This is a genomic window from Paenibacillus sp. PCH8, assembly GCF_002968835.1.
Taxonomy (GTDB): Bacteria; Bacillota; Bacilli; order Paenibacillales; family Paenibacillaceae; genus Paenibacillus.
In genome coordinates, this window is the sequence record NZ_PKQK01000007.1 from 113070 (window position 1) to 130526 (window position 17457).

Below are 17457 nucleotides of genomic sequence, written 5' to 3' on the forward strand. Positions count from 1 at the left end.
GACGTGTCCGTGTATCACTTCTGGATTCGAGAACAGCCTCTCCATCAGGTACTCTACTTCAATCCCTTAGCAATGAATGGATCTCTGCTACAACAAGTTCAGCACTCTCTAAATGTACGTAATGACCAGAACCCTCAACGGTAATGTGATTGGCTTTATCGGATAGAGCAGCCAGATCTTCTTGCAGCTCAGCCCAGATCACTTCCATCTCAAGACCCATTCCGTGTTCCGTTGCCGAAATTACCGTTAATGGAATATGGCGCAATGCATCATGTGAGCGTATCTTAGCAACAAATGAAAAGCTCTTCATCACTTCCGCATAATCACCCTCTGCTGAAAACTGCGACTTGTATAAGTCAATAAACTCCGGCGGCAGTGTTGCCATAATTGCTGCTTCCTGATTTTCATGAGAAGAATCAATCAGAACAGCCCCAGCCACTTCATTATTATAACGATCAGCAAATGCTCTGACATTCAAACCTCCGATACTATGCCCCACTAATAAATAGGGACCAGGTATATTGGCTTTTCTAAGTAACTTATGCAATTCTTTCACTTGTTGTTTCGTCGTTTTATCTTTATTTGTTTCTCCACTAAGTCCAAGTCCGGCACGATCATAGGACACCGTCAATGTATGCTTCGCTATTTCAGGCTGAACTTTCGACCAGATAGATGAACTATCTCCATAACCACTAATAAAAACCACCGTGGGAAGAGAATTTGGTACTCCTTGTATTTCAGCATATAATGATACTCCATTACTTACTTCATACAAACCACTGGAACCGATCTGGCTGGGTTTTCCCTCTACTAATTCTGAAGGAATTAGAAACACGAGACAAAAAGTCAAAATCAAAACTAAATTACTCTTCATATACATATCCTCCTTAAAATATTGAAAAAGATTATATGAAAAGTATATATAAAATGGATCATTGTGTAAATTAAAGAATTATATTCATCTATTTGTGCTCATCTGATATAAATTTCGATAAAAAAAACCATCACTCGAAACTTCTCAGTAAATCCCCTGCCTCCTCATGATCAGGTTCCAGGGCAAGCACTTTATGGGTATAGGCCAATGTTTCTTCTTCCAGTTCAAGTTCATAACAGCACACGGCCAAGTCGTATAAGACCGCTGAATTATGGTTACTCGGATCTGCATCCAACGATATCTCCAGAAACCGTTTCGCATCCTCATACATATACATCTCATATAATAACTGCCCTGCCAGAAACGCCAGTCCCCCTTGCTGCTCCATCACATAGTAGGACGACCACATCGCATGAATTCCAGACTGAATATCGAGCATTTCCTCATCACTTGCATCAGGAAGAAGACTGGAAATGTGCGTAGCACTATGAATTAAGAACTCAGCATCATATCCCCCCAGACGCCAGAACGGTAAAATATGCTTCAACTCCATATGTTCAATCTGTTGATCTACCCATTGTTTCATGCTGAAAAAGTCATCCGGTCCAAAACGTTCAACAAATCGATGGTAGGCCAGCCGCGTGTTCACATAATTCATCGGTTCTTCTACCATCAACATGTACCCAACATTCAGATCTTTATAATGATGTGTTGTGAATTGAGTATGTGCTCCCTGTTGTTCCAAGACATATTGAATGGCATGGTAGTTAGCCGTTAAAGAGAAACTCCCGTGAAGGACGAATTCAGGTGGCTCTGCGAATTTCCAGTTATCCAGCCGATGATCCCCTTTATCTGCGGTAATCAACAGATAACCCGCCTGTGACAACTTGTTCAACCGTTCCAGACAGGACAAGCCAATGGCAGGGAAAAGGATGTGTGAATCCTCCAGCTCCGCCTTGTACAGTGTGATCAGTTCCGAATACGGATAGTTATCTGCACTGTATTCGGGCGCCCGACGATACTCATAACTCAGCTTCATGTTCTTCAACATCTCAGCAGGGTCAAGATCAAGACGACGATCCGGAGACTGAACAAGCAGATCACACTCATATATCTCGCCATCTCCAATATAGATTAATTCCTGCGGAATGCTGTCAAAAAAGTAATTGGCAATCAACAACAAGGGTTGTTTCAGATCACCCGGACGAATAACCGTGCCCGCTACGACCAGCTTCAACTCCGTATCCTCTACAGCGTCAAAACGTGCAAAATCCAATATACCTTGTTGAATAAAGGATTGCATAGATGGATGTTCTCTCCAACCTATCACATTCTCTGCTACTAGATCAGTCATCACATATCTGAAAGAAGGCAGCTCTATTCCAGCAAAATCCTTTATCTCAATCAATTTTACGAGGATTTGATGTGCCAAACGCCCCACGCCCGCCCCAAGTTCCAGAATCGTCACAGTCTCGGTGGTCTGTCCCTTGTTCGCGAGATCCTGAAGATATCCAAAAATCATCTCAGCATATGCCGTTGCAATCATCGGGTTATTCGTAATATATTGAGGCACCTGATTCTCTGTCCAAGCCTGTAGCCCCTTCTGTTCGTAATAAGCTCTCTGCCAATCCCAGACCGGAGCTTCACTGTAACGAAAACGTTGACTTTCATTAGATGTCATTAAAATGGAAACCTGCTTTCTATCACTAATTTCTTCGAATACCATTCAATCTCTGTAATGCATTATATCATAGAACCCTGTTTACTCGATGCACGTTCCGTTTTCCCCTTCAACAAGAAAAAAACCTGCTTTTTAGGGCAGGTGTGTGATGTGTTTGATTTTTAAGAACACTATTGATCTGGTTCATTTGGATGCAAGAGAGCTCAGTATTAGTCCGAGTACAACACTCCGTCAAAGTTCTCAGGACCTACACGGACCGTACCCAACAAGTTAGAGCTCACAAATGCAGTGTACGTCAATTGCGGGGTAATTGGCGGATTGAAGTCATCGGCAGAGAAGGTAATAATCTGAGGCGCCAGGATGCTCAAGCTAAACGTGGAAGTTGCAGAATAAATAACCGGATCTGTTGACAATGTTCCTCTGACAATTGTAATGGTTATTCCAGCAACGGCTAATGGAACTTGTACAGAAACGGTTCCTTTGAACTGTACCCGTGGGTTAGCTCCAATGCTGCCACCTGTGACCAGACCAATCTGCCCAAATAATTGTGGTGTGTTAATCACAAGGATGGGTATTGCGATCGAGTTCGCCAAGCTCGCATTCTGCGAAGTTCTTGCATCAATAAATTGACTCATGAAATCTACCTCCTATGGGTTGGAATAGGATAGTATATTCGAGATTTGGTATATGGCATGGACATACTACTAGCATTTATAAAAAGGGCTTAATAGAAAACCTAAGACTGTGTAAGCTCAGAAAGTAAACATTCTGCTAGAATTTCACATATAAGTTCAGGTTACACTTTACTCGACATATTAAATATGAAGATAGAAAAAACCCCCTTGATATACAAGGGGGTTACGAGTATGGGCCCTACAGGACTCGAACCTGTGACCAATCGGTTATGAGCCGACCGCTCTAACCAACTGAGCTAAGGGCCCTAAACATAATGTATAACGTGCAGATGATGGCTGTGAATCATCTAGGTAAAACTAAATTGCGGGGCAGGATTTGAACCTGCGGCCTTCGGGTTATGAGCCCGACGAGCTACCGGGCTGCTCCACCCGCGTCAGTAAGAAATATTAAAACAGCGACTTAATTAATATACACCATTGCTACCCTATAGTCAAGGGGTAATGTCAGGGAATAAAACGTACACCGTAACGGCCTTTGCGTGAACGATAAACTTCGACTTCTGCCGGTTCATTATGACCATAGATCCACCCATCTTGCTCCATACGTTTGGCCAGACATCCTGCCTGAAATTTGGTTACATATAACTTGCTGAAATATACCCAGTGCATACCACTCATCCTTTCCGGAGTCGTCATTTATTCCTGCTTTTTGTAGAATACCCCATTCACCTAAAAATAGCCGCCAAAGATTAAAATCTTTGGCGGCTATACTTGTAATTATACTACCTATAACATCAAATCTTATTGGAACGTGGCTTTAGGGTCTTTCTTCAATTTCTCCAGCATCTCGTTTCCTTTAGCTGCCCACTCGCCGAGCGCTTCTTTTGGTGTCTTTTTATTCTCCAGTACCTGCGTGAAATATTCCATGCCTTTTTCGTTGACTTGCCATAAGCCTGGGGACTTTTGATACATTTTATCCAGATTCGTATTCGTTGGAGGAATAGGTTTTAGTGAATAGAAAGCTTGAATGTTGTAATCCAAGCCATCTTTTGGCTTAATGAAGCTCTTCCGGGATACCATTTCATAGCTGCTACGTGCCTTGATCTTGGCCCAGTCTTCACTGTTCATATACTTGATCAGTTCCCACGCATCATCCGGGTTCTGAGCGGCACTATTGATTGCCATGAGATTGCTCAGATAGATGCTGCCACCAATCTCGGGAGCTTCCGGATGCACTGGAGGGGTGACCACATCCCAGTCAAATTTTGTAAAGTCTTTCATTTTATCCGCATTTTTATTCGCATCAATCAATTGATTAATATAGCTGTAATCGCCAATGACCATGGCTGACTTGCCACTCAGGAACAGATCACCCTGAACTGGATTATAACGTCCATTCGGGTCCTGATCCTGTGGTTCGTCGCCTTTAGGGATCACTTTGTCAATCGCAAGTTTGCTGATCGTGCTCCATACTTTCTCCCATTGAGGAGAATCCACTGTCATTTTCTCTGCTTTGTCGTCAAACGTTTTCAGCTGCAAAGAGCTGTAGTACTGTTGCATGGAGTAGTAAGGCGAACCACCTTGATATGTGGTGAAAGAGAAACCAAATACATGGTCTTTACCCTCGCCCTTCGTAAGCCGGGTACCCAGATTGAAAACATCATCCCAAGTCATATTGTCCGTTGGTGGTTCTACGCCGGCTTTCTCAAACATCCCCTTGTTATAGAACAAAGCGGAAGCGGAGAACGTTGGTGTCAGTGCATAGATGCTTTGATCTCCAAGATCCTTAATTCCTTCCAGTACGCTAGGAACAATGTCACTCGTGTCAAACTTGTCTTCCTGCATCAACGGATCCAGCTGTTTCACCAGATTCTCCTGAATTAATGATTTGACTGTGGAGGTATCGGCCACAATGACGTCAACCGGGTTATCCCCTGTCATAATCTTCTTCAGACTTTCCATCGTATCTGGAGCTTCCTGCTGCTCTTCCGTGTTGCCATAACCATACATGCTACTCTGATCAACAGCAGCTACAATCTCAATGGTTACATTGGGATGTGTCAGTTCAAAAGCATCGGTAAATTGCTGACGGAAGTAACTGTCATCCTGTCCTCCCCACATCGTAGCCACGCGCAATACACGCTGCTCCGTATTCTTTGCCTCACTTGCGGTACAACCGGCAATTAGCGGCAGCGCCAATGTTGCTGTAGCCATGACGGCCAGCACACGTTTTCCCCACAACCTGTTCTTCATTTCACAATTCCCCTCTTAAAAGTTATCTTGGTGGAGTAATGACAATACGTTCACCGTCAAATTCCAATGTTGCGCGGTTATCAATGGATAAGGCCTCCAGATACTCCTTAGGCACCTGCAGACGTCCTGCACGGTCAATAATCACAAAAGCTTCGTGGATGTCCGGCATACCCGCTTCAGACAAGCTATGCTCATCATCCAGATTCGGATTGCGCTTCACAAACTCGGTACTCGTCAAGCCGTCCCGAATTGCAACGATCCGATCTACCTTACCAGCGAGCGTCAAGTCATGGGTAACGATGACAATCGTAACCCCGAGTTCCTTGTTCATTCTGCGGAAAATTCCCATGATCGTATCACACGTCTCGGAATCGACCGAGCCTGTCGGTTCATCTGCAAGCAGAATCTTGGGACGATTGGATAATGAGATCGCGATCGCGACCCGCTGCTGCTCTCCTCCGGACAGTTGATGCAACTTGTTGTGCATCCGATCCTTGAGCCCAACCCATTCCAGCAACTGCTGCGCGTAAGCGCGATCACGCTTGCCTCCAAGAATCATGGGTGTCTCCACATTCTCCAGAGCCGTGAGATAGGGCAGCAGGTTACGGCCATTATTTTGCCAGATAAAACCTACTGTGTGCCGTTTGTACTCGACCAATTGGGCATCTGTCATTTTCAGCAGATCCCAATCTCCGACGACAGCCGTACCCGCAGTCGGACGATCCAGTCCACCCAGAATATTAAGCAGCGTGGATTTACCACTACCGCTGTTCCCGATAATCGCCATCATTTCACCTTGATTGACAGTCAGGTTGAGGCCCTGAAGGGCAACGACTTCCACATCGCTGGATTTAAAAATTTTGACAAGTCCTTCGCATTGGATCACGTTTACCTCTCCTCTCCCATTTTGACCGCCTGGTGAACTCGCAGTCTACGAATCTGCCATAGCAACATCGTTGCACCGATGACCAGCATAACCACGGTTACCCCATACAGCTGCAACATATCCTGCTGTTCAAAGACAATCCTAAACGGCGGTACCTGTGCAGACACATTATCCGTCGTTTGCAGGAATGGCAGGAACAATCGACTTGATACCTGACCGATGCCAATACCAAGCAGGATGGACAGACCCGCTGTGAATACCTGTTCCAACAGCAGCATTCCGCTGAGTTGCGCCCGGGACAGACCCATCGCACGTAATACCCCGAACTGTACCACACGTCCGGACAGGTTAAAGAACCAGTACAGAACGTATCCAATCAACGAGATGATCACGGATACCAGGAATCCAAGGCTCAGAATCCCGAAGACTCCCCCCGTGACGGATGTTTGCCCTGAGTGACCAATTCGGTGCGTACGTCACGCACCGAAGATAACTCAATCCCTTCTGCTGCCAGTTTCTCCATTAATGGAGCTACTTTGGCGTCAGGTTCCATTTTCAGCCATACCTCATAGGGAATCAACGGAACCTGATCATAGATATAGTCCAGATTGGCCACGAAGAATGGCATCTGATCCGGATACTGGGCAGGCCAGTAAGGAATGATCCCGAAGACTACAAATTCAATCGCCTGCCCCTGCACCCCCATGGAGACAAGGTCTCCGGTTTTGAGCTTAAACTTGTCAGCAAATTTGGAAGAAATCAATACCGCCCCTTCATATTTACCAAGCAAGTCGAGATACTTGTATGGGTGTGCCGGGAACAGATCATTACGGAACCATGCCACCTGTGCAAAGTCCACGTTATCGATACCAACCAGCATCCCCTGCCCGCCCGATTTACCGGAGACAATAATGTTACCCTTGGTCTGCAGTACTCTTGCTGCATGTTCAACGCCGTCTAACTTGCGGAACACTTCGAATGGCGGTTCAGAGTAAATGATTTTGGATGGCTGCGACGAACCGCCGCCTCCACCTCCACCACCATTTCCTCCGCCGGGAGCGCCGCCACCAGCAGAACCTCCGCCACCGCTGCCCCCACCTTGTTGGCCTCCACCTGATCCGCCATTCTGACCGGAACCCGTAGGCTTAACCTCAGGCGTTCCTTCCCAGACGGTCTGCATGATTACATCGGAACCATAACGATACAGGGTACGCTCGGTGGAATTCAGTTCAATGGTCCGAGCCGCTGCCGAGTTGTACACTCCAAGTCCCAGTGTCAATACAAGGAGGATCATCAACGGATAATAAGAAGATGATGATCGCGATAGCTGCGTTAATGTTAGATACAGCGGCACGGGTAGAAACTTGCGACCGATCAGCTGGATCAGCTTCAAGATCCATGGGAATAACCGCAGGAAGAACAATCCCAACGCAAAGATCGCGAGTGCGGGTACAAAGAACAGAAACGGTTGTACCTGCAATTGATCCGTTGTCATCCCGGTCTGGAAGGTCAACATCTGTCTTTCATAGAACAGGTAGTACCCATAACCGGCCAGACCCAGCAGTACAACATCCAGGAACCAGCGCTGCCATACCGGAGCACGATCTGTACGTGCTTGCCGCCGCTTGGCCGACACTATGGTCGCCCGTGCATAGGTTATCGCCGGAATCAGTGAGGCGATGATTGCAACAAGCACTGCTGCCACACCCAAAAGAATGGCTTCTTTCGAAATGCCGATCGGAATGGATTTTCGATCCACGAATGACAGAAATCCGCTTGCTGAACCGATACTTTTTGCCATAAACCAGCCGAGCAATGGTCCGATAACCAACGCAATTACGCCCAGAAATATGCCTTCAAGCAAGTAGAGGGAGAAAATCTGACGGGCTGAAGCGCCACGACTACGCAATACAGCAATATCGCTCTCCTGCTTCTGCAAAGACTGTCTCGCGTTCATCGCGATAAAATAAAAGACCATTGCAATCATCGGCGCTGCCAAAGTAAACAACATCGTCTGCAATTGCAGACTTTGACTTCGGAACTGCTTGAGCAGATCACCGAAGGTAATGTCCACTTTTGTATCTTTCAGCCGCTGATACAGATCGATATCCAGCCTTTCCAGCATGGAAGTCAGGCCTGATAGCTGGCTGGTTTGAATTTCTTTCAGGTCAAACGCATAATACCAGCGTGAATTCTGCAGCGGAATGCCTTTTTCCTTCAGCAATACATCGTTAAAGACCGATTCTTCCACATAAAGTCCATTCATCATGCCGTCAAATCCCTGTACCCAATAAGGGCTGTTCGGATCATCTGCCTTGAAGGAGCCCGTAATCTTGACACGTAGAGTAATATCTAGACCGCTATACACCGGATATTCCAGAATATCGCCGATGTGCAGATCATTACGGTACATGCCTTCTTCCAACATGACCGCCTCGATAACGTCACCCTTAACCTGGTTGCCAGGCTTTACTCCGGCAGAGTAGTTCACCTGTGCATCCAATCCGCTCATCGTGCCCATACTCATGCTGCGCACCCGACTGGCATCCACTTTGGTTGGATCTTCCGGACTCACCTCTGTGCTGCGAATGGATCTGGAATTCACATACGTATGGAATGGAAACCCGATTTCACGAGGGACATCCTCCCGAATATAACGATCCACTTCGTCCAGACCCCGAGTGTCTGTCTTCACTCCACCAGGGGCCTGATAGCTCATAAGCAATGAACCGGCTGGCAATCCTTCACTGTTATCCTGCAGGGTCTGCGCTACAACCCGTTTCAGTGCACCGTCGGCATACATTGGAATACTGACGGTGAACGCTACCGCCACAATCAATCCGATCAGTGTGCTGAAGGTCATCCAGCGCGTGTTCCACATTTTGCGGAACAGCAGCCGAAGCAATGGCAGCCCCATTAGCGCCCTACTACTTTCTGGCCTACAGTCAAGCCTTTCAGAATCTCGACATCCGTTGACGTCTGCTGTCCAACCTCCACGTCCACTTCGCGTTTGCTGCCATCACTCTCGACAACTTGCACGTACGTTCTTGAACCGATGGAGCGTAGAGCCGATACAGGAATCACAATCGCGTTCTTGGTACGCTGCGTTACGATCGAAACGGATAGAGGTGTACCCCGTTCCACGCCTTTTGGCATTTTCGCAAGTGTAACGATCACATATTTATCCAGCGTTTCTTTGGTTGGAGGTGTTCCTCCTTCTCCCGAACCTGAACCGCCGCCACTGCCGCTTTCGGAAGCTACAGCCACAGGCATTACTTTAATTTTGCCAGCGACTTTACCAGCTCCATTAATATCCACCTCTGCCTTCATACCCGCAGAGAACTTCTCCAGATCTTCCTTGGCAAAGGTAGCTGCCACAACCAGATTCGATGTATCCGCAATCGTAGCAATCGGGTCATACGCTTTCACCGCTGCACCTTTCTCTACCTGCACAGCAATAACGGTGCCACCAAACGGAGCGTTCAGCGTGGCCTTGCCCAGTTTTTCCTCCAGATCAGCCAGTTCCTGCCGCAGTTCTTCAAACGCAATCGTGGATTCTTCGAACTCCACCGGGTCCATCTCATCCTTCTTGCGAAGGGTTTCCTTCATTTGAACTTCGGACTTACGAATCTGAAGCTTTTTGCCACGAATCTCTTTCTCCACACTCTCTACATCAAGTACAGCGAGAAGTTGACCCTTTTTCACTTTATCCCCCGGTTTAACATTCAACTCTTTGACATGCATACCATCGAGCGTGAAGTATACCTTCTCTTCCCGCTGACTCATCATTTTGCCGCTACCGCTTACTTTTTTCTCCAGCGTTTCCGTCCGGACTTCATATTCCGGTTTCTTGGAAATCGTTGGCGGTGTAATGGGCGGTAACACTTCTTCCTCTGTTTCTGACGGCAGCAATGAGCACCCAGACATCGTCGCAACCATTATTGCACCAATCACAATAAGGGCCGCACGTTTCCCCCTCTTCGGAGCGGCACCTTTACTTGATAAATCTACCGTCCGCCATTTCATAAACATGGTCCGCAACCTCCAAAATCGTAGGATCGTGTGTAGTCATACATATCGTTACTTGTTCTACTTCAATAATATTGCGGAACACGGCCATGACCTGTGCGCCCATCTTGGAATCCAGTTCTGCCGTAGGTTCATCTGCCAGCAACAATCTGGGTCTATGGGCAATGGCTTTGGCTATAGCTACGCGCTGCTGCTCTCCACCGGACATCTCGAAAGGACGGTGTTTCACCCGTTTGGATAGTCCAACCAAGTCCAGACAATGACCAACCCGTTCCTTCCATTCGGCTCGTGGCACATCTGCCATACGCAGCGACAGCTCTACATTTTCCCAAGCAGACAATAAGGGCATAAGCGCATACGCCTGGAAAATAAAACCGATCTCTTTGCGCCGCAGTGCGGTCCGCCGCCGATCACCCCAATCCTGGAGAGGCTGGCCAGAGAACAAGATGTCTCCACTGGAAGGCTGGTCCAACCCGCCGAGCATATTCAGCAGCGTTGTTTTACCAGAGCCTGATCGCCCCTTGAGCATGACCAGTTGCTGCGAATTCACTTCCATATCAATACCTTTCAACACATGAATGATACGACTGCCTGTCTGGAAACTGCGATGTACATTACGAACCTCCAATACAGGTCCATCATAGGGAGGCAGCAACTCCTTCCTGGGTGTAACCTTCTTCTGGGGTTCATCAACGGCAGTGGCAACTGCCACTTCGTCCGAACTAATTAGACTATCATGCGGAGACGGCCCACTTGTTGGGAGTACAGGTTCATTCGTGTATGTATTTTCTCCCGACTCCGTTGATGCCTCCAGCTGGGTTTCTCCCGATTGATGTTCATCGCCTGACTGGCTCTTGGCAGGTCTCTTCCTCGAAAATAATTTCTTCATGCCAGCAATCACGCTCATCCTTTCTTGAAATCCCGTTCATTTCTTCAAGTTCCCTAAAACTAGAAATCTGTTCCAACCTACACTGAATTATAAACGACCGTTCACCACTAAAAGTTACAAGCTTTTTACAACGGTAGCGTGAAAAAGTTAATATTTTGATGAACAAACGAAAAAAGCACCCCAAAGTGCGGGATGCCTCTTAATATATTCAATGGTTTTGCCGCTATGGCGGCAATGATTACAATTTTGATACCGTTTAACAATGGACCCATTTCGGAACGGTCACTGATATTATTTACCAAATGAAGAAGGATCTTCACGCCACGATTTAAGCAATTCAAAATCGCTCTCCTGGATCGTTCCCTGAGCCAAAGCCACATCCATCAGAGCGGTGTAGTTAGACAAGGTTTGCAGCGGAATTCCTGCATCTTCAAACGCTTTAACACCCTTATCGAGCTGGTAGCTGAAGATAGCAAGTACGGCAAGTGGCGTTGCACCTGCTGTACGTACAGCTTCTGCCGCTTTGATGGAGCTTCCCCCTGTAGAAATCAGGTCTTCAATGACAATCACTTTCTGTCCCTCGGCAATAAGACCTTCAATCAGGTTCTCCTTGCCGTGTCCTTTCGCTTTATCCCGAATGTACGCCATTGGCAGATTCAGCTTCTGAGCTACCCAGGCTGCATGTGGGATCCCTGCGGTTGCCGTACCTGCGATGACTTCTGCATCCGGGTATTGATTACGAATAATCGTGGCAAATGCTTCAGCAATATCATTACGAATCTCGGGATAAGACATCGTTAACCGGTTATCACAGTATATCGGGGATTGGATGCCGGATGTCCAGGTAAATGGCTGCTGCGGACGCAGCGCCACAGCTTTGATTTTCAACAGTTGGGAGGCAATATGGTTCGGAATTGCGCTTAGTTCGATCATGCGTTTAACATCTCCTTCAAAATGGTTTCTACCGCTTCACGTGGACTCGGGGCGCCTGTAATCGGTCTGCCTATAACAATGTAATGGCTGCCTCTGGCAATAGCTTCACCCGGCGTCAAGACACGCGTCTGATCTCCCAGACCACTCCCAGCCGGACGAATGCCCGGTGTAACGGTGTGAAATTCACTGCCACACGCTGCCCGAATCGCAGGTACTTCCAATGGAGAAGCAACTACTCCATCCAGTCCTGCCTCCTGAGCCAGTCCTGCATAATGAACAACAGCAGCTTCCACACTGCCCGGAATGCCGATCTCGTTATTCATGGTCTCCAGACTCGTACTGGTCAGCTGCGTGACAGCAATGATCTCGGGTCTGTGTAAGGAAGGATCAACAGCCATCGCCGCATCTGCTCCCTCGCGCGCTGCACGCATCATGCTGGCTCCACCCGCTGCGTGCACATTGAACATGTCCACACCCAGACGTGTGATGCTCTCCGCCCCGCCACGAACCGTGTTGGGAATGTCATGCATTTTCACATCCAGAAAAACGGAATAGCCTTTGGATTTCAGCTCGCGAATAAATTCTGGCCCTGCGGCGTAGAACAACTGCATGCCCACTTTGAGATAACAGGGGATGCCCTCAAGAGCTTGTACCAATTCTTGAGCTTCTTCCGCTCCAGGATAATCCAGTGCCACCATCAGACGTCCAGCCATTTCATTGAAATTCGGGTGATTCATATCCCAGCGCCCCTTTCACTTCCTCAATTTTTCCGTTTTTGCCCGATATAAAGGACATCCCGCCAGCCCGCAGGCTGACTGATGTCCTTCATCAGTGTACTTTTATTTTATAAAGGCCGGCATGGCTTCAGAGGAGAAGTTGATCGTTTGCAGCATAATCAGCAGCGCACGAATCGTATCCAGGGAAGTCATACACACAATGCCGTTCTCTACCGCTTCACGACGAATACGGAATCCGTCACGCTGCGGTGTTTTGCCTTTGGTGAGTGTGTTGAAGACAAAGTTCGCTTCCCCGCTGCGAATCATATCGAGAATGTTTGGCGAACCTTCGCTTAATTTGTTCACCGTCGTTACCGGAATGTTCGCTGCTTCAAGCGCAGCTGCCGTTCCTCCAGTAGCCATAATTTTGTAACCCAGTCTGTAGAAACCTTCGAGCAAAGGTACGGCTTCATCCTTATCTTTGTCCGCTACAGTGACTACAATCGCTCCGGTTGCTGGAATCTTCATTCCAGCCCCGATGAGACCTTTGAACAACGCTTTGGCGTAATTCGGGTCACGACCCATTACCTCACCTGTGGATTTCATCTCAGGTCCGAGAGTTGGTTCAACACGACGCAGCTTCGCGAAGGAGAAGACCGGAACTTTGACGGACACATGATCCGACTCAGGCCACAGGCCATCGACATAACCCAGGTCTTTCAACTTCACACCCAGAATAGCTTGTGTAGCCAGGTTAGCCATGGGTATGTTGGTTACTTTGCTCAGGAATGGTACCGTACGGGATGAACGCGGGTTCACCTCAATGACATACACTTGGCCATCATGGATGACGAATTGAATGTTGACCAGACCGATCGTTTTCAATTCTTTTGCAATCTTGATCGTAATCTCTATAATCTTCTCTTTCAATTCCAGAGACAGGTGTTGTGGCGGATATACCGCGATGGAGTCACCGGAGTGAACGCCTGCGCGTTCGATATGTTCCATAATGCCTGGAACAAGAACCGTTTCACCATCACAGATGGCATCCACCTCAACCTCTTTACCCATCATGTAGCGGTCGATCAGTACCGGATGATCCGGGTTGATTTTAACCGCCTGTTCCATGTAAGTCAGTAGTTCCGCGTCAGAGTATACAATCTCCATGGCGCGACCGCCCAAGACGTACGAAGGACGAACCAGTACAGGATAACCGAGACCTTGTGCCGTCTCAACCGCATCATCAACGGAAGTAACCGTTTTGCCTTTTGGCTGTGCAATCTCCAGACGGGAGAGTAGACGCTCAAACTTCTTGCGATCCTCCGCCTCATCAATGCTTTCCAGATCTGTTCCAAGAATCGTTACGCCGGCATTACGCAGTGGTGCTGCCAGGTTGATTGCTGTTTGACCACCGAACTGTACGATAACCCCTACTGGCTTCTCCTGTTCGATGACGTTCATGACATCCTCGAAGAACAGAGGTTCGAAATACAGACGATCGGATGTATTAAAGTCCGTAGACACCGTCTCCGGGTTGTTGTTGATAATTACTGCCTCATAACCTGCTTTTTGAAGCGCCCATACAGCATGAACCGTGGAATAGTCGAACTCAATTCCTTGACCAATCCGGATTGGGCCGGAACCTAGTACCACGACTTTTTTCTTGTCTGAAGGGATTACTTCATTCTCTGTTTCATATGTCGAGTAGTAATATGGCGTTGTTGCTTCGAATTCAGCTGCACATGTGTCTACCATTTTGTAGACTGGACGAAGGTTCTCCTGTTCACGGCGAGTTCTGATTTCAGCTTCTGTCGTCAATGTGCCTCCAGGTTGACCTTGAGCACGCAGCTCGGCAATGGCCCGGTCGGTGAATCCGAGGCGTTTGGCTTGATACAGAATGTCGGAAGACAATTCAGATTCTTCGCGAATACGATCTTCGAATGCAATCAGACCTTCAATTTTGTCCAGGAACCACCAATCGATGTTGGTCAGATCCTGAATCTGTTGCAATGTATATCCTCTGCGGAATGCTTCGGCAATCAGGAAGATCCGCTCGTCGTCCGCTTTGATCAAACGCTCATTCAACGTAGCTTCATCCAGCGTTTCTGCATCCTTCAGGTAGAGGCGGTGTACGCCAATTTCAAGGGAACGGACCGCTTTGTGAATCGACTCCTCAAATGTCCGGCCAATGGCCATAACTTCACCTGTAGCTTTCATCTGAGTTCCCAGTTTACGGTTCGCCGAGATGAACTTGTCGAACGGCCAGCGAGGAATTTTGCTCACGATATAATCCAGTGTAGGCTCGAAGCAAGCATAAGTTTGACCCGTTACCGGATTCACGATTTCATCCAATGTGTAACCCATGGCAATTTTGGCAGCCATCTTCGCAATCGGATATCCTGTCGCTTTGGAAGCCAAAGCGGATGAACGGCTTACCCGTGGATTTACTTCGATAACATAGTATTGGAAGCTGTGCGGGTCAAGGGCGAACTGTACGTTACATCCACCCTCGATATTAAGAGCACGGATGATTTTCAGGGAAGCTGAACGCAACATTTGATACTCACGGTCTGACAGCGTTTGGCTTGGTGCTACGACAATACTGTCCCCTGTATGAACACCTACCGGGTCAAAGTTTTCCATGTTGCAGACCACGATACAGTTATCGTTCTTGTCACGCATTACCTCATACTCGACTTCTTTCATGCCCGCAATACTCTTCTCAACCAGACATTGTCCGATCGGACTGTAACGAATTCCCGCTGCAACAGTCTCGCGCAGTTCTTCTTCATTCGCACAGATTCCGCCGCCCGTTCCGCCAAGGGTATAAGCAGGACGCACGATGATTGGATAACCAATCTCATTTGCAAAAACAAGTGATTCTTCAAGTGTCGTGACGATTACACTATCAGGTACAGGTTGTTCCAGTTCGCGCATCAGATCACGGAACAGATCACGATCTTCCGCTTTCTCGATGGAAGTCAGTTGCGTACCCAGCAATTTCACGTTCTCCCGTTCCAGAACTCCGGCACGTGCCAGTTCCACAGCCATATTCAGACCTGTCTGACCACCCAGTGTTGGCAGCAAGCCATCTGGACGCTCCTGACGAATGATTTGGGTTACAAACTCCAGTGTAATTGGCTCAATGTATACTTTGTCAGCCATATTGGTATCCGTCATGATGGTCGCCGGGTTGCTGTTGATAAGTACAACTTCCACGCCTTCTTCTTTCAGTGCCTGGCAGGCTTGTGTACCGGCATAGTCGAACTCGGCCGCTTGACCGATGACGATTGGACCAGAACCAATCACCAGAATTTTTTTGAGATCTTTGTTAATCGGCATGTTATTGTGCTCCTCTCACTGCGGCTGCCAATGCGGCTTGACGCGGTTTTTGCGGGTTAGTGATTTTGTGTTCACGAATCATCTCAATGAAGCGGTCGAACAGATAGTTATTGTCGTAAGGTCCCGGAGCTGCCTCTGGGTGATATTGAACCGAGAACGCCGGGAAAGATTTATGTTTCAGACCTTCAATGGTCTTATCATTATTGTTGATATGTGTAACTTCCAGATCCGTGCTCTTCACAGACTCTTCGTTTACAGTAAATCCATGGTTCTGGGATGTAATGAAGCAACGTCCACTCTCTAGTTCTTTCACCGGGTGATTTCCTCCACGATGTCCAAACTTGAGTTTTTCGGTATCTGCTCCTGCTGCCAGTGCGAATAACTGGTGACCCAGACAGATGCCGAAGATGGGGTATTCGCCAAGCAGTTCACTGATCATGTTAACCGCATGAGGTACATCTTTTGGGTCCCCAGGGCCGTTGGACAATTGAATCCCGTCCGGGTTCAGGCGGCGAATCTCGTCTGCTGTCACATCATGTGGAACAACAACAACGTCACAGTTACGTTTGCTAAGTTCGCGCAAGATCCCTGTTTTGGCACCATAATCCACAAGGACGATACGTTCAGCCGTTCCTGGGCTGTTGTATATATGCTCCGTGGAAGTCAGTGGCACTTGGTTACGCAGTTCAGCGATCGTGGTGTCCCCCATCATCTCCAGCAGCTCTTCCACAGGCTTCGATCCTGTTGTGAGAATTCCCTTCATTGTGCCGTGGTGACGAATCCGGCGAGTCAACATGCGTGTATCAATTTCACTGATTCCTACGATACCGTATTCTTTAAGCAGATTATCCACGCTGTATTCCGCACGCCAGTTGCTTGGCGTAGGCTCATGACGACGCACAACGAAACCGTGCACGTATGGACGAATCGACTCGAAGTCATCACGTGTAATGCCGTAGTTTCCGATCAGCGGATACGTCATGGTTACAATTTGACCGCAATAAGAAGGATCCGAAAGCACCTCTTGATAGCCTGTAATTCCCGTATTAAAAACGACTTCACCTGTAGTTTCACCTTCAGCACCGAATGCTTTCCCGGTGAACAGTGTGCCGTCTTCCAACAATAATCTCGCCTGTGCCTGCATCCCATTTCACTCCTCTGTGTTTATCAATGTTGAACTCATTTGGGTTGAACATTAGCATACAGTAGCGTGGCACTC

Annotated in this window: 12 protein-coding genes, 1 tRNA gene and 1 pseudogene; all 14 read right to left on the bottom strand. The window is 47.8% G+C overall.

Translation table 11 applies throughout. From position 1 onward, the window contains the following. Positions 1-58: 58 nt before the first annotated feature. Complete coding sequence (locus C0Q44_RS27305; protein ID WP_181151193.1) at positions 59-874, bottom strand: alpha/beta fold hydrolase; 816 nt, start codon at positions 872-874, stop codon at positions 59-61. A 130-nt stretch (positions 875-1004) separates the two neighbouring features. Then, entirely contained in the window at positions 1005-2555 is a 1551-nt protein-coding gene (locus C0Q44_RS27310) for a hypothetical protein (RefSeq protein WP_105410389.1), read from the bottom strand. A gap of 209 nt (positions 2556-2764) precedes the next feature. Continuing rightward, on the bottom strand, positions 2765-3190 hold the full coding sequence (locus tag C0Q44_RS27315; RefSeq protein ID WP_105410303.1) for a hypothetical protein: 426 nt from the start codon (positions 3188-3190) through the stop codon (positions 2765-2767). 232 nt (positions 3191-3422) lie between these two features. Then, positions 3423-3496, bottom strand: a tRNA-Ile gene (locus tag C0Q44_RS27320). A gap of 198 nt (positions 3497-3694) precedes the next feature. Then, positions 3695-3868, bottom strand: coding sequence for a hypothetical protein (locus C0Q44_RS30425; RefSeq protein ID WP_181151199.1), 174 nt, complete (start codon positions 3866-3868; stop codon positions 3695-3697). 123 nt (positions 3869-3991) lie between these two features. Beyond that, complete coding sequence (locus tag C0Q44_RS27330; RefSeq protein WP_105410304.1) at positions 3992-5443, bottom strand: ABC transporter substrate-binding protein; 1452 nt, start codon at positions 5441-5443, stop codon at positions 3992-3994. A 22-nt stretch (positions 5444-5465) separates the two neighbouring features. Beyond that, on the bottom strand, positions 5466-6329 hold the full coding sequence (locus C0Q44_RS27335; RefSeq protein WP_105410305.1) for an ABC transporter ATP-binding protein: 864 nt from the start codon (positions 6327-6329) through the stop codon (positions 5466-5468). Between the two features lie 2 nt (positions 6330-6331). Then, positions 6332-9246: pseudogene (locus C0Q44_RS27340) on the bottom strand (ABC transporter permease). Next, a complete protein-coding gene (locus tag C0Q44_RS27345) occupies positions 9246-10361 on the bottom strand; it encodes an efflux RND transporter periplasmic adaptor subunit (protein ID WP_105410306.1) in 1116 nt (371 codons plus the stop codon). Before C0Q44_RS27345 ends, C0Q44_RS27340 begins: the two are co-directional and overlap by 1 nt. Next, positions 10324-11247, bottom strand: coding sequence for an ABC transporter ATP-binding protein (locus tag C0Q44_RS27350; protein WP_258166586.1), 924 nt, complete (start codon positions 11245-11247; stop codon positions 10324-10326). The genes C0Q44_RS27345 and C0Q44_RS27350 overlap by 38 nt, the downstream gene beginning before the upstream one ends. A gap of 291 nt (positions 11248-11538) precedes the next feature. After that, positions 11539-12180: an orotate phosphoribosyltransferase gene (gene pyrE, locus C0Q44_RS27355; protein WP_105410308.1), complete on the bottom strand. Its 642-nt coding sequence runs from the start codon at positions 12178-12180 to the stop codon at positions 11539-11541. Then, positions 12177-12917 (bottom strand): orotidine-5'-phosphate decarboxylase, encoded by a 741-nt coding sequence (gene pyrF, locus C0Q44_RS27360; RefSeq protein WP_105410309.1) that lies wholly within the window; start codon positions 12915-12917, stop codon positions 12177-12179. Before pyrF ends, pyrE begins: the two co-directional genes overlap by 4 nt. Before the next feature lie 102 nt (positions 12918-13019). Further along, positions 13020-16238, bottom strand: a complete 3219-nt coding sequence (gene carB, locus C0Q44_RS27365; RefSeq protein ID WP_105410310.1) for a carbamoyl-phosphate synthase large subunit — start codon at positions 16236-16238, stop codon at positions 13020-13022. Position 16239: 1 nt separating this feature from the next. After that, on the bottom strand, positions 16240-17382 hold the full coding sequence (gene carA, locus C0Q44_RS27370; protein WP_105410311.1) for a glutamine-hydrolyzing carbamoyl-phosphate synthase small subunit: 1143 nt from the start codon (positions 17380-17382) through the stop codon (positions 16240-16242). Positions 17383-17457: the final 75 nt, after the last annotated feature.